The organism is Paracidovorax anthurii, assembly GCF_003269065.1.
In the GTDB taxonomy this organism is placed as follows: Bacteria; Pseudomonadota; Gammaproteobacteria; order Burkholderiales; family Burkholderiaceae_C; genus Paracidovorax; species Paracidovorax anthurii.
This window is the reverse complement of the sequence record NZ_QLTA01000016.1, coordinates 1-17,731: the sequence shown is the minus strand read 5'-3', so window position 1 is coordinate 17,731 and position 17,731 is coordinate 1. Positions and strand designations below refer to the sequence as shown.

21 protein-coding genes are annotated in these 17,731 nt (G+C 69.3%); 7 read left to right on the top strand and 14 right to left on the bottom strand.

The features are described 5' to 3' along the window. The first annotated feature begins 1 nt into the window (after position 1). Positions 2–526: a gamma carbonic anhydrase family protein gene (locus AX018_RS10050; RefSeq protein WP_111877153.1), complete on the top strand. Its 525-nt coding sequence runs from the start codon at positions 2–4 to the stop codon at positions 524–526. A 46-nt stretch (positions 527–572) separates the two neighbouring features. Further along, the gene (gene hslO / locus AX018_RS10045) at positions 573–1,565 is read left to right on the top strand and encodes an Hsp33 family molecular chaperone HslO (protein ID WP_111877152.1); all 993 of its coding nucleotides are present in this window, start codon (positions 573–575) and stop codon (positions 1,563–1,565) included. 61 nt (positions 1,566–1,626) lie between these two features. Here hslO and AX018_RS10040 read toward each other — a convergent pair whose 3' ends face one another. The 8 genes from AX018_RS10040 to pyrG all read right to left on the bottom strand — a co-directional run bounded on the left by AX018_RS10040 (position 1,627) and on the right by pyrG (position 8,243). After that, entirely contained in the window at positions 1,627–2,259 is a 633-nt protein-coding gene (locus AX018_RS10040; RefSeq protein ID WP_111877151.1) for a hypothetical protein, read from the bottom strand. A gap of 26 nt (positions 2,260–2,285) precedes the next feature. Continuing rightward, complete coding sequence (locus AX018_RS10035; RefSeq protein WP_111877150.1) at positions 2,286–2,564, bottom strand: septum formation initiator family protein; 279 nt, start codon at positions 2,562–2,564, stop codon at positions 2,286–2,288. A 182-nt stretch (positions 2,565–2,746) separates the two neighbouring features. Continuing rightward, positions 2,747–4,033 carry a phosphopyruvate hydratase gene (eno, locus tag AX018_RS10030; RefSeq protein WP_111877149.1) on the bottom strand — a complete coding sequence of 429 codons (1,287 nt, stop codon included), beginning with the start codon at positions 4,031–4,033 and terminating at the stop codon, positions 2,747–2,749. A 26-nt stretch (positions 4,034–4,059) separates the two neighbouring features. After that, the gene (locus AX018_RS25240) at positions 4,060–4,551 is read right to left on the bottom strand and encodes a hypothetical protein (protein WP_170146225.1); all 492 of its coding nucleotides are present in this window, start codon (positions 4,549–4,551) and stop codon (positions 4,060–4,062) included. Positions 4,552–4,555: 4 nt separating this feature from the next. Further along, the gene (locus AX018_RS10015; RefSeq protein ID WP_111877147.1) at positions 4,556–5,356 is read right to left on the bottom strand and encodes a hypothetical protein; all 801 of its coding nucleotides are present in this window, start codon (positions 5,354–5,356) and stop codon (positions 4,556–4,558) included. A gap of 27 nt (positions 5,357–5,383) precedes the next feature. After that, positions 5,384–5,674 (bottom strand): DUF1330 domain-containing protein, encoded by a 291-nt coding sequence (locus AX018_RS10010; RefSeq protein WP_111877146.1) that lies wholly within the window; start codon positions 5,672–5,674, stop codon positions 5,384–5,386. A 7-nt stretch (positions 5,675–5,681) separates the two neighbouring features. Beyond that, entirely contained in the window at positions 5,682–6,539 is an 858-nt protein-coding gene (gene kdsA / locus AX018_RS10005) for a 3-deoxy-8-phosphooctulonate synthase (RefSeq protein ID WP_111877145.1), read from the bottom strand. 33 nt (positions 6,540–6,572) lie between these two features. Further along, positions 6,573–8,243: a CTP synthase gene (gene pyrG / locus AX018_RS10000; RefSeq protein WP_111877144.1), complete on the bottom strand. Its 1,671-nt coding sequence runs from the start codon at positions 8,241–8,243 to the stop codon at positions 6,573–6,575. 111 nt (positions 8,244–8,354) lie between these two features. Between pyrG and coaBC the strand changes: the two genes are divergently transcribed. The 3 genes from coaBC (at position 8,355) to AX018_RS09985 (ending at position 10,713) form a co-directional block, all read left to right on the top strand. Continuing rightward, positions 8,355–9,575 (top strand): bifunctional phosphopantothenoylcysteine decarboxylase/phosphopantothenate--cysteine ligase CoaBC, encoded by a 1,221-nt coding sequence (gene coaBC / locus AX018_RS09995; RefSeq protein WP_111877143.1) that lies wholly within the window; start codon positions 8,355–8,357, stop codon positions 9,573–9,575. 65 nt (positions 9,576–9,640) lie between these two features. Next, positions 9,641–10,087: a dUTP diphosphatase gene (gene dut / locus AX018_RS09990; protein ID WP_111877142.1), complete on the top strand. Its 447-nt coding sequence runs from the start codon at positions 9,641–9,643 to the stop codon at positions 10,085–10,087. Between the two features lie 140 nt (positions 10,088–10,227). Next, positions 10,228–10,713 carry an outer membrane lipoprotein gene (locus tag AX018_RS09985; RefSeq protein WP_111877141.1) on the top strand — a complete coding sequence of 162 codons (486 nt, stop codon included), beginning with the start codon at positions 10,228–10,230 and terminating at the stop codon, positions 10,711–10,713. Between the two features lie 126 nt (positions 10,714–10,839). Here AX018_RS09985 and AX018_RS09980 read toward each other — a convergent pair whose 3' ends face one another. Beyond that, the gene (locus AX018_RS09980; protein WP_111877140.1) at positions 10,840–11,364 is read right to left on the bottom strand and encodes an FKBP-type peptidyl-prolyl cis-trans isomerase; all 525 of its coding nucleotides are present in this window, start codon (positions 11,362–11,364) and stop codon (positions 10,840–10,842) included. Positions 11,365–11,432: 68 nt separating this feature from the next. On the opposite strand from AX018_RS09980, the gene AX018_RS09975 reads away from it, so the two are divergent. Beyond that, positions 11,433–12,563 carry a cupin domain-containing protein gene (locus AX018_RS09975; protein ID WP_111877139.1) on the top strand — a complete coding sequence of 377 codons (1,131 nt, stop codon included), beginning with the start codon at positions 11,433–11,435 and terminating at the stop codon, positions 12,561–12,563. 10 nt (positions 12,564–12,573) lie between these two features. After that, on the top strand, positions 12,574–13,089 hold the full coding sequence (locus tag AX018_RS09970; RefSeq protein WP_111877138.1) for a hypothetical protein: 516 nt from the start codon (positions 12,574–12,576) through the stop codon (positions 13,087–13,089). 598 nt (positions 13,090–13,687) lie between these two features. Here AX018_RS09970 and AX018_RS09960 read toward each other — a convergent pair. The 5 genes from AX018_RS09960 to AX018_RS09940 form a co-directional block, all read right to left on the bottom strand. Next, the gene (locus tag AX018_RS09960; RefSeq protein ID WP_111877136.1) at positions 13,688–14,467 is read right to left on the bottom strand and encodes an MBL fold metallo-hydrolase; all 780 of its coding nucleotides are present in this window, start codon (positions 14,465–14,467) and stop codon (positions 13,688–13,690) included. A gap of 41 nt (positions 14,468–14,508) precedes the next feature. Beyond that, positions 14,509–15,597: an NlpB/DapX family lipoprotein gene (gene bamC / locus AX018_RS09955; protein ID WP_111877135.1), complete on the bottom strand. Its 1,089-nt coding sequence runs from the start codon at positions 15,595–15,597 to the stop codon at positions 14,509–14,511. A 57-nt stretch (positions 15,598–15,654) separates the two neighbouring features. Further along, positions 15,655–16,551: a 4-hydroxy-tetrahydrodipicolinate synthase gene (dapA, locus tag AX018_RS09950; RefSeq protein WP_111877134.1), complete on the bottom strand. Its 897-nt coding sequence runs from the start codon at positions 16,549–16,551 to the stop codon at positions 15,655–15,657. 63 nt (positions 16,552–16,614) lie between these two features. After that, positions 16,615–17,166, bottom strand: coding sequence for a class I SAM-dependent methyltransferase (locus AX018_RS09945; protein WP_111877133.1), 552 nt, complete (start codon positions 17,164–17,166; stop codon positions 16,615–16,617). 239 nt (positions 17,167–17,405) lie between these two features. After that, the coding region (locus AX018_RS09940) for a transposase (RefSeq protein ID WP_146749278.1) at positions 17,406–17,731 on the bottom strand (326 nt) is incomplete at its 5' end.

Below are 17,731 nucleotides of genomic sequence, written 5' to 3'. Positions count from 1 at the left end.
GATGGCGCTCTACGAACTCGATGGCATGGCCCCCCGCATCGCCGATTCGGCCTGGGTGGCCGACAGCGCGGAGGTGATGGGCAACGTGGTGCTGGGCGATGGGGCCAGCGTGTGGTTCGGCGCGGTGCTGCGCGGGGACAACGAGGCGCTCACCATCGGCGCGGGGACCAACGTGCAGGACGGCAGCGTGCTGCATTCCGACCCCGGGCAGCCGCTGGTGCTGGGCGAGGGCGTGACGGTCGGCCACCGGGTGGTGCTGCACGGGTGCACGGTGGGCGACGGGTCGCTGATCGGTATCGGGGCCGTGGTGCTCAACGGCGCGCGGATCGGCCGCAACTGCCTGGTCGGGGCCGGCGCGCTGGTGACGGAAGGCAAGGAGTTCCCGGACGGCTCGATGATACTGGGCAGTCCGGCCAAGGCGGTGCGGCAGCTCTCGCCGGAACACATCGAGGGCCTGCGCCGGAACGCGCAGACCTATATCGCCAACGCCCGGCGTTTCCGGGCGGGGCTGCGCCGGACGGGCTGATGCCCGGATGGCACCCATTGACCGCAGATTGCAGAAAGACCCCAGGGTGTCAGAACTCCACAAGTTCCTCTTCGATGGCCTGCCCGTGCGCGGCATGATCGTCCGCCTCACGGATGCCTGGACCGAGATCCTCGCGCGCCGCGCCGGCAACACGGCCACGGGGGCCTATCCGCCCGCCGTGCGCGAACTGCTGGGCGAGATGGCCGCGGCTGGCGTGCTCATGCAGTCCAACATCAAGTTCAACGGCGCGCTGGTGCTGCAGGTGTTCGGCGACGGCCCGGTCAAGCTGGCCGTGGCCGAGGTGCAGTCCGACCTGGGGCTGCGCGCCACGGCCTCCATCCAGGGCGAGGTGCCGCTGGGTGCGCGGCTGTCCGAGATGCTGAACGTCCACGGCGGCGGGCGCTGCGCGATCACGCTCGACCCCAAGGACCGCATGCCGGGGCAGCAGCCCTACCAGGGCGTGGTGCCGCTGCATGGCGACCGGCACGAGAAGCTGGAAAAGCTCAGCGACGTGCTGCAGCACTACATGCTGCAGTCCGAGCAGCTCGACACCACGCTGGTGCTGGCGGCGGACGACAAGGTGGCAGCGGGGCTGCTGATCCAGCGCATGCCGGTCAAGGGCGGTGGAAACCTGGCGGGCCAGGAACTGAGCCACAGCGAGAACGAGGACCAGATCGGGCACAACGAGGACTACAACCGCATCGCCACCCTGGCGGCCAGCCTCACCCGCGAGGAACTGCTGTCCCTGGACGTGGACACCATCCTGCACCGCCTCTTCTGGGAAGAGAAGCTGCTGCGGTTCGTGCCCAAGGCGGGCGTGGACGGCCCGCGCTTCACCTGCACCTGCAGCCGCGACCGCGTGCGTTCCATGCTGCGCAGCCTGGGCCCGCAGGAGGCCGAAAGCATCATCGCCGAGCGGGGCGAGATCGAGGTGGCCTGCGAGTATTGCGGCCAGCAGTACCGCTTCGACCCGGTGGATGCCGCGCAGATCTTCACCAATGCGGCGGAATTGCCGCCGGGCACCCAGTCCGTTCAGTAAGGAGGGGCGCAGCCCCGGCGGCGTGCCGCCCGGGGCTAGGACAGGCCGGAAGAGGGCTCCGTCAGCCCGGCGGCCGCGCGATCAGGCGCTGGAACAGCTGGTGCTCGCACTCCGGATCGCTGCATTTCTCGCATTGCCAGACCGGCTGCGGAGGCATTGAGGTGCCGGAATGCCGCGGTGTCGCCGTAAATATTGAATTGTTTGCTATGTTTTTCATAGCATTCCCCGGGCCGGCCGCGTCCGTGGGCGCGCCCAGCAGGGCCAGCGCCTGGCGCAGGCGGTCAGGGGGTGGGCCATACAGCACGTGAAAGGGCTGAGCCAGCGCGCGCAGCAGGGCGCGCAGCGCCGTGTCGCGGCGTTCGAGGTGGGCTCGCTCGTCGGCGGGCAGGGGGCGTTCGGGCGTGCCGTCCAGGCCCATTCCGTCCAGGCCCATCAGCCAGGCCTGCGCGCAGCCCGTGGCGCGCAGGGTTTCCAGGGCGGCCGTCCAGCCCGGCGGGCGGGGCGCCGCCTCGGCCTTCGCGCCTTCTGCCATTTCCAGGTCGGGCAGTGCCGGCAGGATGAACGCATGGCGGTCCGGCGGCAGGGCGGCATGCCCGCGCAGCGCGGTCGCCAGCGCCGCGGCGCCGGTGCCCGGGGCGCCCAGCAGCGCGATGCGGATCGGCGGCGGCGGGGATGCGGGGCGGGCGCCGTCCATCGGCCGTCAATGGGCGCGCGGCGCGCTCAGCGCGGCGCCACGTGCACGTAGATCTCGTTGGGCTTGACCATGCCCAGTTCGCTGCGCGCCTTCTCCTCCACCATGTCGAGGCCGTCGCGCAGGTCGTGCACCTCGGAGGACAGGCGGTCGTTCTCCTGCCGGGCCTGCTCGTTGGAGAGCTTCTGCGCCGCGATCTTGGTGCGCATCTCCTGCACGTGGCCGATGCTTCCGCGGCCGGTCCAGAGCTGCGCCTGCACGGCCACGAGCAGGAGCAGCAGCACCAGGGGAACGACACGGGAACTCATGGACGGGCGCCGCGCAAGCCGCGCAAAGTGAGAGGGGTGGGGGCCGCCGCCGCGCCGCCCGCACGGCCGGCCCGCACGCCACGGACCGGCCCCCGGGCCGTGCGGTCACGGCGGGCGGGGGCGGGCGCGGCATGGGCGGCCATGGCAGCAGCGGCGTGGAAAGGCGGAAGAGGGCCGAGGGGTCAGCGCAGGTTGTAGAACGCTTCGCGGCCGGGGTAGTGCGCGATGTCGCCCAGGTCTTCCTCGATGCGCAGCAACTGGTTGTACTTGGCGATGCGGTCCGAGCGGCTGAGCGAGCCGGTCTTGATCTGGCCGGCGTTGGTGCCCACGGCGATGTCGGCGATGGTGGAGTCTTCCGTCTCGCCCGAGCGGTGCGAGATCACGGCCGTGTAGCCCGCGCGCTTGGCCATCTCGATGGCGGCGAAGGTTTCGGTCAGCGTGCCGATCTGGTTGATCTTGATGAGGATCGAGTTGCCGATGTGCTTCTCGATGCCTTCCTTGAGGATCTTGGTGTTGGTGACGAAGAGGTCGTCGCCCACCAGCTGCACTTTCTGGCCGAGGCGCTCGGTGAGGTGTTTCCAGCCGTCCCAGTCGCCTTCGGCCATGCCGTCCTCGATGGAGATGATGGGGTACTTGTCCACCCAGGCGGCCAGCATGTCGGTCCATTGCTGGGCCGTGAGCTGGATGCCGCCTTCGCCTTCGAGCACGTACTTGCCGTCCTTGTAGAACTCGCTGGCCGCGCAGTCCAGGCCCAGGGCGATCTGCTCGCCGGCCGTGTAGCCCGCCTGGTCGATGGCCTGCAGGATCAGGCGGATGGCCGCCTCGTGGTTCTCGACGCTGGGGGCGAAGCCGCCTTCGTCGCCCACGGCGGTGCTCATGCCCTTGTCGTGGATGATCTTCTTGAGCGCGTGGAACACCTCGGCGCCCCAGCGCACGGCCTCGCGGAAGCTCGGCGCGCCCACGGGGATGATCATGAATTCCTGCAGGTCCAGGCTGTTGTTGGCGTGCGCGCCGCCGTTGATGACGTTCATCATCGGCACGGGCAGCTGCATGCCGCCCATGCCGCCCAGGTAGCGGTAGAGCGGCAGGCCGGATTCCTCGGCGGCGGCGCGGGCCACGGCCATGGAGACGGCCAGCATGGCGTTGGCGCCCAGGCGGCTCTTGTTGTCGGTGCCGTCCAGGTCGATCAGGGTCTTGTCGAGAAAGGCCTGCTCGGAGGCGTCCAGGCCCAGCACGGCCTCGGAGATCTCGGTGTTGATGTGCTCGACGGCTTTCAGCACGCCCTTGCCGAGGTAGCGGCCCTTGTCGCCGTCGCGCAGCTCGATGGCTTCGCGGCTGCCGGTGGAGGCGCCCGAGGGCACGGCGGCGCGGCCCATCACGCCCGATTCCAGCAGCACGTCGCATTCGACGGTGGGGTTGCCGCGGCTGTCCAGCACTTCGCGGCCTACGATGTCAACGATGGCACTCATTGGGATTCTCCAGTTGCTTGCTATTTTCAAAGAAACGAATTCGCGCTCAGCACATAGGCTGACGCCAGGGCGGCCGACGCCCCGCCGACCGCCAGCGCGCCGGCCCAGGCCCGGGGCGCGGGCCACGCCTGCGCCCGCGCGAGCAGCGCGGGGCGGCGCAGCAGCAGCACCGGCAGCGATACCAGGGAGCATGCCAGGAACAGCGTGCAGAACAGGCCGATGCGCTCGAACGTCGTCAGCAGGGTGAAGTTCGAGACGAAGAAGAGGAAGGCGCCGACGGGCAGCCAGCCGGCCGCCTCCGCCAGCGCCATGCCGCGGCGCGGCGCGGCGGGCGTGGATCGGCGCAGGAAGCGCGCCAGCAGGAAGCCGCCTCCGGCCAGCAGGAGCGGCAGCGCGATGGCGGAAAACGCGCCCGAGAACCCGCCGAGCGCGCCGATGGCGATGTAGGCGAAGGGGGTCAGCACCAGCCCCAGCAGGAAGCAGGCGCATGCCAGCGCGGGTGGTTGGAGGTTCGGCACGGCGCTATCCCGCATGGATTTCGTAGTCTTTGATGACCACGGCCCGTGTGACCAGGGGCGGGTAGGCGTACTGGTGCTGGAGCTGCCACCAGGCGGTGATGCCGACGGCGGCCGAGGAGGCGAGGAGGTTGTCCGAGGCCGCGCCGTATTCCTTCAGGTCGTCGTCGTCCAGGCCGAACACGTCGTAGAAGACGAACTTGAGGGTCAGCCAGTATTTGCCGGCCTTGCTGTCGTAGTGGTAGTGCGTGGCGATCACGTAGACGTATTGGACGCCGTTGATCATCAGGCCCAGGCCGTTGTTGAAATCCTTGGTCGAGAAGACCTTGCTGCCCAGGTTGAAGGCCGGCACGCCGAGGTTGGCGGGCATGTACAGCTTCTGGATGTCCCACTGCGCCTTCTTCAGCTCCTGGTGCAGTCGCGTCTGCTTCGTCGCCTGGGTCTGCGAGCCCGGGGCCGACAGCACGGCGCTGCAGAAGGCCATGATGTTGGGGTGCGAGGCCGCCGCGATGTTCAGGTTGGGGTCGTCGAAATACTCGACGGTGGAGCGGCGGGGCTGCAGGAACGCATCGAAAAGGCGTTTGGCCATGCCGGTCCGGTCACCCGCCGCGAAGATGCCGAGCAGCTTCTGCATCTTGGGCGCGAGCTCGTCGGGCGTGTTGCCGACACTCTGGCGCCCGGGCGCCATCCGGCAGCCGAAGGTGATGTCCTGCCCGTATTTCGGAGGGCTCATCGCCGGGATGTGCGTGCGGTCCGGGAACTCGTAGCGGGGCGTGAGATAGCCGTCGCGGGCGATCCCGACCACCATGGGGGGATTGAGCGGTACTTTCAATCCTCAGACCCCCTCGACGCACACCATCCGCATGATGGCCGCGCCCGTGCGCGCAGCCTTCGCCTGCTGGTACTCGGCCGATTCGTAGAAGGCGCGCGCGGCCTCCATGGAGGGGAACTTCAGCACCACGGTGCGGCCCGGGTTCCAGTCGCCCTCCAGCACGTCCACCCGGCCGCCGCGCACGCACACCTCGGCGCCATGCACCTGCATGGCCTGCGTGCTGAGCCGGCGGTATTCGTCGTACTGCTCCGGGTTGGTGACGGTGACGGACGCGATGATGTAGGCGCTGCTCATGGGTGTCTCAAGCTCCGAAGTCGTTTTCGAGAAAGCCGTTGCGCTTGGTGACGGCATCGAGCGCCACCAGGGTTTCGAGCAGCGCCTTCATGTGCTGCAGCGGCACGGCGTTGGGGCCGTCCGAGAGGGCGTTGCGCGGATCGGGGTGCGTTTCCATGAAGAGGCCGGCCACGCCCACGGCCACGGCCGCGCGCGCCAGCACGGGCACCATCTCGCGCTGGCCGCCGCTGCTCGTGCCCTGACCGCCCGGCAGCTGCACGCTGTGCGTGGCATCGAACACCACGGGCGCGCCCGTCTCGCGCATGATGGCCAGGCCCCGCATGTCGGAGACGAGGTTGTTGTAGCCGAAGCTCGCGCCGCGCTCGCAGGCCATGAAGCTGTCTTCCGGCAGGCCCTTGTCGCGCGCGGCGGCGCGGGCCTTGTCGATGACGTTCTTCATGTCGTGGGGCGCGAGGAACTGCCCCTTCTTGATGTTCACCGGCTTGCCCGACTGCGCCACGGCGCGGATGAAGTCGGTCTGCCGGCACAGGAACGCGGGCGTCTGCAGCACATCGACCACCTTGGCGGCCTCGGCGATGTCTTCCTCGGTGTGCACGTCGGTGAGCACCGGCACGCCGAGCTCGCGGCGGATCTTGGCGAGGATCTCCAGGCCCTTCTCGCGGCCCGGGCCGCGGAAGCTCGTGCCCGAGGAGCGGTTGGCCTTGTCGAAGCTGCTCTTGAAGATGAAGGGAATGCCCAGCGCCGCCGTGGTTTCCTTCAGGCGGCCGGCCACGTCCATCTGGAGCTGCTCGGACTCGATGACGCAGGGGCCCGCGATGAGGAAAAAGGGGTGCTCAAGGCCGGCGTCGAAGCCGCAGAGTTTCATGGCAGTGCCTTTCCGGAAAAATCCGCCACCGCCTCAGGCGGCGGCCTGTGCGGGCTGCCGGCCCTTCTGGTGCGCGAGGGCCGCCTTGATGAAGGCGTTGAAGAGCGGATGGCCGTCCCAGGGCGTGGACTTGAACTCGGGGTGGAACTGCACGCCGATGAACCACGGGTGCGCCTCGCGCGGCAGCTCGACGATCTCGGTGAGCTGCTCGCGCTGCGTGAGCGCGGAGATCACGAGGCCGGCCTTGCGCAATTGGTCGAGGTAGTTCACGTTGGCCTCGTAGCGGTGGCGGTGGCGCTCGGTGACGATGTTGCCGTAGATCTCGTGCGCGAGCGTGCCGGCCGCGACGTCGGAGCTTTGCGCGCCCAGGCGCATCGTGCCGCCCAGGTCGGAATTCTCGCTGCGCGTCTGGATCGTGCCGTCGGAGTCCTTCCATTCGGTGATGAGGGCGATCACCGGGTGCGGCGTGGCCGCGTCGAACTCCGTGCTGTTGGCGTCCTTCAGGCCCGCGACGTGCCGCGCGTATTCGATGGTGGCCACCTGCATCCCCAGGCAGATCCCGAGGTAGGGCACCTTCTGCTCGCGGGCGAAGCGTGCCGTGGAGATCTTGCCCTCCACGCCGCGCGCGCCGAAACCGCCGGGCACGAGGATGGCGTCGTACCGGGCCAGCTTCTCGGCCGCATCGTCGGTGGCGATGGTTTCGGAATCCACATGCTCGATCTTCACGCGCACGTGGTTCCGCATGCCCGCGTGGCGCAGCGCCTCGTTGACCGACTTGTAGCTGTCGGAGAGCTCCACGTACTTGCCCACCATGGCGACGGTGACCTCGCCCTGCGGGTGCTCGGTCTCGTACACGAGCTGGTCCCAGCGCTTGAGGCTGGTGGGCGGCGTATTCAGGCGCAGCTTGTCGCAGATGAGGCCGTCCAGGCCCTGCTCGTGCAGCATGCGGGGCACCTTGTAGATGGTGTCCACGTCCCACATGCTGATCACGCCCCATTCGGGCACGTTGGTGAAGAGCGAGATCTTGCCGCGCTCTTCCTCGGGAATGCGGCGGTCGGCGCGGCAGAGCAGGGCGTCGGGCTGGATGCCGATCTCGCGCAGCTTCTGCACCGTGTGCTGCGTGGGCTTGGTCTTGAGCTCGCCCGCCGCCGCGATCCACGGCAGGTAGGTGAGGTGCACGAAGGCGGCGTTGTTCGGGCCCATGCGCAGACTCATCTGGCGCACGGCTTCCAGGAAGGGCAGCGACTCGATGTCGCCCACGGTGCCGCCGATCTCGACGATCGCCACGTCCACGGCATCGTCGGTGCCGATGCCGGCGCCGCGCTTGACGTATTCCTGGATCTCGTTCGTGACGTGCGGGATCACCTGCACCGTCTTGCCCAGGTAGTCGCCGCGGCGCTCCTTCTCCAGCACGGACTGGTAGATGCGGCCCGTGGTGAAGTTGTTGGTCTTCTTCATGCGCGTTTCGATGAAACGCTCGTAGTGGCCCAGGTCGAGGTCGGTCTCTGCGCCGTCGTCGGTGACGAACACCTCGCCGTGCTGGAAGGGAGACATGGTGCCCGGGTCCACGTTGATGTACGGGTCGAGCTTGATGAGGGTGACTTTGAGACCCCGCGATTCGAGGATCGCGGCAAGGGAGGCTGAGGCGATTCCCTTGCCCAGGGAAGACACCACACCGCCGGTGACGAAGACAAATTTGGTCATGTCTTTTTTGGTGGTGGGAAATCGGGATTATAGAGGCCGGCCCACCCATGCCCGGGGCCGCCAAGCCCTTGCCCCCGCCGTGCCGCGGGACGTCTGCTAAATTGCGCGCCCATGAACGAGCTTGCGGGCAAACACATCCTCTTGGGCCTCTCGGGCGGCGTCGCCTGCTACAAGTCGGCCGAGCTGGCCCGGCTGCTCGGCAAGGCGGGCGCCAGCGTGCAGGTGGTCATGACCGAGGCCGCCGAGCGCTTCATCACCCCCGTCACGATGCAGGCCTTGACGGGCCGCGCGGTCTACACCTCGCAGTGGGATGCGCGCGAGCCCAACAACATGCCGCACATCAACCTCGGCCGCGAGGCCGACGCGATCCTGATCGCGCCGTGCAGCGCCGATTTCATCGCCCGGCTGGCGCAGGGGCGCTCCGACGAACTGCTCAGCCTGCTGTGCCTCGCGCGCCCCGCGCAGCGCGTGCCGCTGCTGCTGGCGCCCGCGATGAACCGCGAGATGTGGTCCCACCCCGCCACGCGGCGCAACATGGCCCAGGTCGCCGCCGACGGCGCCGTGGTGCTGGGCGTGGGAACCGGCGACCAGGCCTGCGGCGAGACGGGCGACGGCCGCATGCTGGAGCCGCAAGAGCTGCTCGAAGACCTCATTGCCTCGTTCGCGCCCAGGCTGCTCGCCGGGCAGCGCGTGCTGATCACCGCGGGCCCCACCTTCGAGGCCATCGACCCGGTGCGCGGCATCACCAATCTCTCCAGCGGCAAGATGGGCTTCGCGATCGCCCGCGCGGCGCGCGAGGCCGGGGCCGAGGTGGACCTCGTGGCCGGCCCGGTGCACCAGCCCACGCCGCGCGGCGTGCGGCGCGTGGATGTGCGCTCCGCGCGCGAGATGCTGGAGGCCACCGCCTCGCTGGCGCAGCAGGCCACCGTGTTCGTGGCGACGGCCGCGGTGGCGGACTGGCGCCCCGCCGAGACCGCGGCGCGCAAGATCAAGAAGGACGGATCGGGCGCCGTGCCGGCGCTGGCCTTCGTGGAGAACCCCGACATCCTGGCGACCATCGCCGCCTCCGGCCGCGCGCGCAGCGGAGCGCTCTACTGCGTGGGCTTCGCGGCCGAGAGCGACAGCCTGCTGGAGCACGCGACCGCCAAGCGCGCGCGCAAGGGCGTGCCCCTGCTCGTGGGCAACATCGGCCCCGACACCTTCGGCCAGGACGACAACGCCCTGCTGCTGGTGGATGCCGAGGGGCACCACACCCTGCCGCGCGCCACGAAGCGCGATCTGGCGCGGCAACTCATCGCGGACATCGCGCGGCGGCTGCAGGGCGCGTCCTGACGCCTGCCCGCCGGCGGGGCGGCCCGCCGGCCGTTGCGTCCCCACATCACCAATTGAAAGCTCTTGTGAAAATCGACGTCAAGATTCTCGATGCGCGCATGGCGCAGCAACTCCCCGCCTATGCCACCCCGGGCAGTGCCGGCCTGGACCTGCGTGCCTGCCTGGACGAGCCGCTCACGCTGGAGCCCAACGCGTGGCAACTGGTGCCCACCGGCATCGCCATCTACCTCCGGGACCCGAACTATGCGGCGCTGATCCTGCCGCGCTCGGGCCTGGGCCACAAGCACGGCATCGTGCTGGGCAACCTCGTGGGCCTGATCGACAGCGACTACCAGGGCCAGCTCATGGTGAGCGCCTGGAACCGCAGCGATACGGCATTCACCCTGCAGCCCATGGAGCGGCTCGCGCAGTTGGTCATCGTGCCGGTGGTGCAGGCCCAGTTCAATGTGGTCAGCGAATTTCCCGCGACGGAGCGCGGAGAAAACGGTTACGGTTCCACGGGCAAGGTGTAGGTATCGTCCTATCCGGCCGTGGCGTTGGCGCCTACGGTGGCCGCGGCCATCGCCCGGCGAGGTCCCGGACGGGGCCCATGCTCCAATGGATCGGCCGGCGGGGTTCGGGCCCCGCCCCATTCCCTAATAAGGAGTCAAGCATGCAAAAGTTTTCCCGCACCACCGCACTGGTGATCACGATGGCGCTGACCGGCGCCCTGGTCGCCTGCGTCGACCAACCCCGCCAGGTGTCGCAATACCCCGCGCAGCCCACGTATTCGAGCTACCCGGCCGCAGCGCCGGTGGGCGTGGAGTACGGAACGGTGGCCAATATCGAAACCCTGCAGAGCCGCAGCGGCACCAGCGGCGTGGGGGCCGTGGCGGGGGCCGTCATCGGTGGCGTGCTGGGCAATCAGGTGGGCAAGGGCAGCGGCCGTGCCGCGGCGACCGTGCTCGGCGCGGTCGGCGGCGGCGTGGTGGGCAACCAGGTCGAGAGCCGCAACAGCAACAGCGGCCGGGTCGAGGGCTACCGCATCACGGTGCAGCTCGACCGGGGCGGCCAGCGGGCCTACGACGTGAGCACGCCCGGCGATCTGCGGCCCGGCGATCGCGTGAGCCTGAATGGCGGACAGATCTCCCGCATGTAAGCGTGGAACCGGCAAGGCGGATCGGCGCCGTCCTTGCCTTCTTCCCGAAGCAAAAAGCAAAAGGGCCTTTCGGCCCTTTTGCTTTTTCGGATCGGCGATGCCGCTCAGCGGCCCCGCCAGGGCGCCTCAGTGCAGCAGGGAGTCTTCGCCGCCCGGCGCCTGGATGCGGAAAAAGCCCGTGCCGGCCGTGCCCCGGCCGATTTCCTCCTCGGTGGCTTCGCGCACGCCCTGCACCGTGAGGTGCAGGCGCAGCGCGATGCCGGCCAGGGGGTGGTTGCCGTCCAGCACCACGTGTTCCGGGTAGATCTGGGCCACGGTGTAGAGCGCGTCGCGCGGAGCACTGGGGTTGGTGCCTTCGGGCAGCGCGCTGCCCTCGAAGGTCATGCCTTCCTCGATATCTTCGGGGAACAGGTGCCGGGGCTCCAGGAAGAGCAGTTGGTCCCGGTATTCGCCGAAGGCTTCCTCGGGTTCGAGGTGCAGCGAGAGGGCGGCGCCGGCGGCATGGCCCTGCAGGGCCTCCTCGATGCGGGCGAGCAGGTCATCGCCCCCCACGAGGAATTCCACGGGCTCGTCGAGCACGTCCAGCTCTTCGCCGAGCGTGTCTTTCAAGATCCAGGTCAAGGCGACCACACATTGTTCTTTGATTTCCATAGGAGAATTGTCGCAGTTCGACCACCGGCCGGCCGCGTCCCCCGCGCCCGGCGTCTTTTTCCTTCCCCATGGACCCACACGCTCCCCTCGCTCTCCTGGGCGGACTGACCCCCGCCCAATTCATGCGCCGGCACTGGCAGAAGAAGCCCCTGCTGGTGCGGCAGGCCATCGCCTCCTTCGAGCCGCCGGTGCTGCGTCCGGAGCTTTTCGCGCTCGCCGCGCAGGAAGGGGTGGAGTCGCGCCTGGTGCAGCAGAAGAAGGGCGCATGGAGCCTGCGCCACGGCCCCTTTGCCCGCCGCGCCCTGCCGCCGCTCGCCACGCCGGACTGGACCCTGCTGGTGCAGGGCGTGGACCTGCACGACGATGCGGTGCATGCGCTGATGCAGCAGTTCGGCTTCGTGCCGCAGGCGCGGCTCGACGACCTCATGATCAGCTATGCCAGCGATGGCGGCGGCGTGGGGCCGCACTTCGACAGCTACGACGTGTTCCTGCTGCAGGCCCACGGCCGGCGGCGCTGGCGCATCGGCCGCCAGAAGGATCTCACCCTGAAGGACGGCATACCGCTCAAGATCCTGGACCATTTCGAGCCCGAGCAGGAGTTCGTCCTGGAGCCGGGCGACATGCTGTACCTGCCGCCGCGCTATGCGCACGACGGCATCGCCGAGGGCGAGTGCATGACGTATTCCATCGGCTTCCGTTCGCCCTCGCGCACGGGGCTGGCGCAGGAGCTGCTCACGCGGCTGGCCGACGAGCCGGACGACGACGGTGCCGGGCCCGCGCACCTGTACCGCGACCCGTCGCAGGGCGCGGTGGACTGGCCCGGGGAAGTGCCTGCGGCCCTGGTGGATTTCGCGCGCGATGCGCTGGCCCGGGCGCTCGCCGAGCCCCTGGCCGTCGAGCGTGCGCTGGGCGAGAGCCTCACCGAGCCCAAGCCGAATGTCTGGTTCGAGCCGGGCGATGCCGCGGACGTGGCGCAAGGCGTGCGGCTCGACCGCCGCACGCGCATGGTGTATGACGCGCGCCATGTGTTCATCAACGGAGAGAGCTATCTGGCGGCGGGGCGCGATGCGACGCTAATGCGCCGCCTGGCCGACCGGCGCGCGCTCTCGGCCCGCGACCTCTCCCGTGCGAGCTGCGATGCGCTGGAGCTGCTGGCATCGTGGTGCGAATCGGGGTGGGTGCACGCGGGCGCCGCATAGGCACTTGCGCATGGATGCCTCCGAATCCCCAGGCGACGGCCCGCCGCTGCCAGCCGGCCGCTTCGAGGGGCGCAAGGCCTTCGCCGACGGCATCCGCGCGGCCCTGGCGTGCGCGGCGCGCGAGCCGTGGCGGGAACTGGTGCTCTGCGACTTCGACTTCCACGACTGGCCCCTGGGGGAGCGCGACGTGATCGCATCGCTGCAAGCCTGGGCCGGGCGCGGCCGGCAACTCACGCTGCTGGCCACCCACTACGACGAGGTGGTGCGCCGCCATGCCCGGTTCGTGCAATGGCGCGGAGCCTGGGACCACATCATCCGCTGCCGCAGGGCGCCGGTGGCGGACCGGCTGGAACTGCCCAGCGTGCTGTGGTCGGATCGCTGGGTCCTGCAGCGGCTCGATCCGCAGCGCTGCACGGGCGTCGCAGGCAGCGAACCCGAGCGCGGCCTGAGGGTGCGCGAGTCGCTCGACGAATGGCTGTTGCGGCGCAGCTCGCCCGGCTTCCCGGCGACCACGCTGGGGCTGTGAGGCGTGGCGGGTTGTCAGTATTAGTCAGTATTGACGCAATCTCCCTATAATTTGCGGTTGCTGTCAAAGCGCCATGGGGCGCACAACACGAGGCCAACGCGCATCGCTGAAAGAGGGCGGCGTGGCGGCAATTCAAAGATCCGTCTGTCCAATAGGAAAAAACTGAAATGAAGAACTCTCTCGTTCTGGCTGCCCTGGTCGCGTCCGTTGCTCTCGCCGCATGCGGCAAGAAGGAAGAAGCCCCGGCTCCGGCACCCGCTCCCGTGGAAGCCCCCGCTCCGGCACCGGCTCCCGCCGCAGCACCTGCAGAAGCCCCTGCTTCGGATGCATCGGCTCCCGCCGCAGCCGCAGCTCCCGCCTCCGAGGCTTCCGCTCCTGCAAGCGACGCTGCCAAGGCGGCTGCCGATGCAGCCGCTGCCGCTGCTGCCGGTGGCGCATCCGCCGCCAAGTAAGCCGGCCGTCCGATGCCGCCGCCGGGCCACCCGCCGGAGGCAGGACCCGCGAAAAGCCCCGTACCGCAAGGTCGGGGCTTTTTTGTTTGGGCAGGCGCTTCTTGTGCCGGGCAGGCGGTGGCTGCACGGTGCGCGCCAGGCCGTGTTCAGCCCGCCGCGACCCAGTCCGTGCCGTGCCGGGGATCGGCCACGTCGATCTGCTCCGGTGGCCAGCCGATGGCCTCGGCCAGCGCGGCGCGCGCGAGGTCGGGGCGGTTGTTCTGCGCGCTGAGGTGGGCAGCCACCACGCGGCGCAGGCCGCCGTGCTGCACGGCGCGCAGGATGTCGGCGGCCGCGGGGTTGGCGAGGTGGCCGTGGGTGCCGCCGATGCGCCGCTTGAGGAACGCGGGGTAGCTGGAGGCCGCGAGCATCCCGCGATCGTGGTTCGCCTCCAGCAGCAGCGCATGGCAGCCGCTCAGGTGGGCGAGCACGTGCCCGGTGGCGTGGCCCAGGTCGGTGAGCAGGCCGATGTGGGTGGCGCCGTCGCTGCAGCGCAGCTGCAGCGGTTCGCGCGCGTCGTGCGGCACGGTGAAGGGCAGGGCCTGGAAGGCCCCCAGGTCGATGGGCATGCCGTCGCCGGCGATGCGCAGGAGGCCGTCGAGGTCGGGTGCGCCGATGGCGGCATGCGTGCCGTGGCTCATCCAGGCGGGAATGCGGTGCCGCAGCGCGATCTTCTGCACGCAGCCCACGTGGTCCGAATGCTCGTGGGTGATGAAGATCGCGTCGATGTCATCGATGGCGAGGCCTGCTTCGCCCAGGCGCCCGGCGAGCTGCCGGGGGCCGAGGCCGCAGTCGACGAGCAGGCGCCGCACCTGCGTGCCGCACCACCCTTCGACGAGGGTGGCGTTGCCCGAACTGCCGCTGCCCAGGCTCCTGAAGCGCAGCACGCGCGGCGGCCTTGCGGGGTGGGCGGGGCGGCCGGCCCTGCTTACTTCAGGTCGTCGGTGAGCACGCGGACGATGCGTTCCGCGTTGGCCGACGTTTCGGGCGTGCCCGCCGCGTTGAGCACCGACACCGTGCTCTTGCCGTCCGTGCTGCGCACGAGGATGCGGTACTTGACCGGGGCTGCGGCGTCGCCCGAGCGGCCCAGCAGCTTGCCGAAGAAGCCGGGGTCCTTCTTCTCGGTGGGCTCGACGTAGCGCACGAAGTAGGTGCCCTGGGTGCGGTCGCGGTCCTCGACGGTGAAGCCCGTGCGGTCGAGCGCGAGGCCGACGCGGCGCCATGCACGGTCGAAGTTCTCGTCCAGTTCCACCACGGGGGCGTTGTTCTGGCGGCCGATGCGGGCGGTGGGAATCTGCTGCACCGGGGCGGCGGCGACCGCGCGGGATTGTTCTTCGCTCACGCCGAGCTTGACCATCAGGCGGCGCAGGAATTCGGTCTCCAGCTCGGGATCGACGGGGCGGGGCTGCCAGATGGTGTTGTCCTTCTGGCTGGAGGTGTAGACCTCGACCATGCCGCGGTGGCTGATGAAGATCTCGGTGGCGCCGTTGGCGCCGCGCTCCAGGCGCGTGCGGAACTTGTCGCGCTCGCCGGTGGAATAGGCCGATTCGAAGAACTTGCCGATCGTGGAGCGGATGATGTCCTGGGGCAGCTTGGCGCGGTTCTCGGCCCAGTCGGTCTCCATGATGCCGAGGTTGGGCTGGTCCAGCACGAGCACGAAGCCGTTCTCGGACCAGAACTCGCGCACCGGGTCCCACAGGGCATCGGCCGGGCGGCTCACGACCAGCCAGCGCTGGTTGCCGTCGCGCTCGATGCGCACGTCGCCCACGGACTTGGCGGCCGCGGTGGCGGTGCCGGGGGCCTTCTGGTTCTGCCCGGCCTGGAAGGCCGCAGCCGATACCACGCCGCCCGGGACGACGTAGCGCGAATCGCGCGAGAGCTGGGTCAGGTCCGGGGGCACTTCGAGCGTCGCGCCCTTGGTGGCGCTTTTGTAGTCGATCTTGTCGTTCTCCAGCACGGAGCAGGCGGACAGGGCCATGGCAAGGCCCAGCAGGCCCAGGCGGTTGATAGCGTTCACGCGGAAAATCCTTTGAGGGTGTCTCTGGAGAGCGGGCGGGGCGGGAGTTGTCCTGGCTCAGAGCAGGGCGGCGGAGCGCAGGGCGGCTTCCACCACGGCCTCGCTGCCCGTGGAGAGGGGCGTCATGGGCAGGCGCAGGGTGCCGCCGCACAGGCCCATGCGCTGCATGGCCCACTTCACGGGGATGGGGTTGGCCTCGACGAACAGGTGCTTGTGCACGGGCATGAGGCGGAACTGGATTTCCATGGCGCGGCGCACGTCGCCGGCGAGGGCGGCCACGCACAGCTCGTGCATGAGGCGCGGCGCCACGTTGGCCGTCACGCTGATGTTGCCCTGGCCGCCGCACAGCATGAGCGCCACGGCGGTGGGGTCGTCGCCCGAATAGACGGCGAAGCCCTCGGGCAGGTCGCGGATGAGCCACTGCGCGCGCTCGATGTTGCCCGTGGCCTCCTTGATGCCGACGATGCCGGGCACCTGGGCCAGGCGCAGCACGGTGTCGTGCTGCATATCGGCCACCGAGCGGCCGGGCACGTTGTAGAGCACGGTGGGCAGGTCGCCCACGGCCTCGGCGATGGCCTTGAAGTGCAGGTACTGCCCTTCCTGCGTGGGCTTGTTGTAGTAGGGCACCACCTGGAGCTGGCTGTCGGCGCCCACCTTCTTGGCGAAGCGGGCCAGCTCGATGGCCTCGGCGGTGGAGTTGGCGCCGCAGCCGGCCATGATGGGCACGCGCCGGGCGGATTGCTCGACGGCCACGCGGATGATCTCGCAGTGCTCTTCGACGTTGACCGTGGGCGACTCGCCGGTGGTGCCCACCACGCCGATGCAGTCGGTGCCCTCGGCGACGTGCCAGTCGATCAGCTTGCGCAGAGTGGGGTAGTCCACGCTGCCATCCTCGTGCATGGGGGTGACGAGGGCGACGATGCTGCCGGTGAGGGTGGCGCTGGAAGAGGTCATGTCCACGAAGGAAAACGGTAAAAGAGCATTCTAACGAGTGCGTAACAGGCCCGGCAGCGGGGGTTACGCCCCCGGGGCCGCGAGGCCGTGGCGCGGCGGTGCGCCGCCGGGCACTTCGCGGACGGCCGCCACGCGCTGGACGAAACGCTCCGGCGCCGGCAGGAAGCCATCCTCGTAGGCCACCACCCGCAGACCCTCGCAGGCCCGCAGCAGTTCCCCGGGCGCGAGCAGAAAGTCCGGCCGCGCGGGGCGGCCCACGGTCTCGTTGCCCTGCGCGAAGGTTTCGTAGAGCAGCACGCCGCTGGGCGCCACGGCCTGCACGATGGCCGGCAGCAGCGGCCGCCAGAGGTAGTTCGTGACCACGACGGCGTCGAAGCGGCGGCCCGCGAACGGCCAGGGGCCCTGCTCGATGTCGGCGCACACCAGCTCGCCCAGCCCGCCGAGCGCAGCGACCGCGTCGGCCGCCCGGTCCACGCCGGCCACGCGGTGGCCGCGCGCATGGAACCAGCGCAGGTGCCGGCCCGTGCCGCAGGCCACGTCCAGCACCGAGCCGCCCGCCGGCACGAGGTGCGCCCAGCGCGAGATCCAGCCGGAAGGAGCATCGTGGTGGTGCATGGTTGCTATTGTTTGTGTAGCTGAAAAGCCAATGAATACGGCGACATGGTGCAAAAAAAGCCTCGAATCTCGCCCGGAACGCGTTCACAGTCTCGCGGGCCGGGGCCGCGGTTCACTGCCTGCACGCAGGGGCCCGCCAACCCGGCACTCTGGCCTGGGCACCGGGGGGCTGTCGTTTTTTCTCAACTGGCGAGCTTCTCACACCCTGCTGTAACTTTGGGCACGTTCTAAGAACGTGTTTACGATCTTCTGAGTAGCAGAGCCAGAAACGCCAAGTGGACGAACTGTAAGCTGGTGTTGAGCCATCGCTCACAGTTCTTCCATAGCCGCCGGTTCTTGTCCAGCCAAGCAAAGCTGCGCTCAACCACCCAGCGCTTGGGCATGACCTTGAAGGTGTGCAACTCGCTTCTCTTGGCGATCTGCACCGTCACATGCTCACCCAGGATGTCCTTGACGCCTTGCGCGAAGGGCTCGCCTGTGTAACCGCTGTCCGTCAGCACACTTTGCACCCGCCCCAGCGAGCGCTTGCAGCGCTTGAAGGCCGCAAGCGCTCCCTTGCGATCAG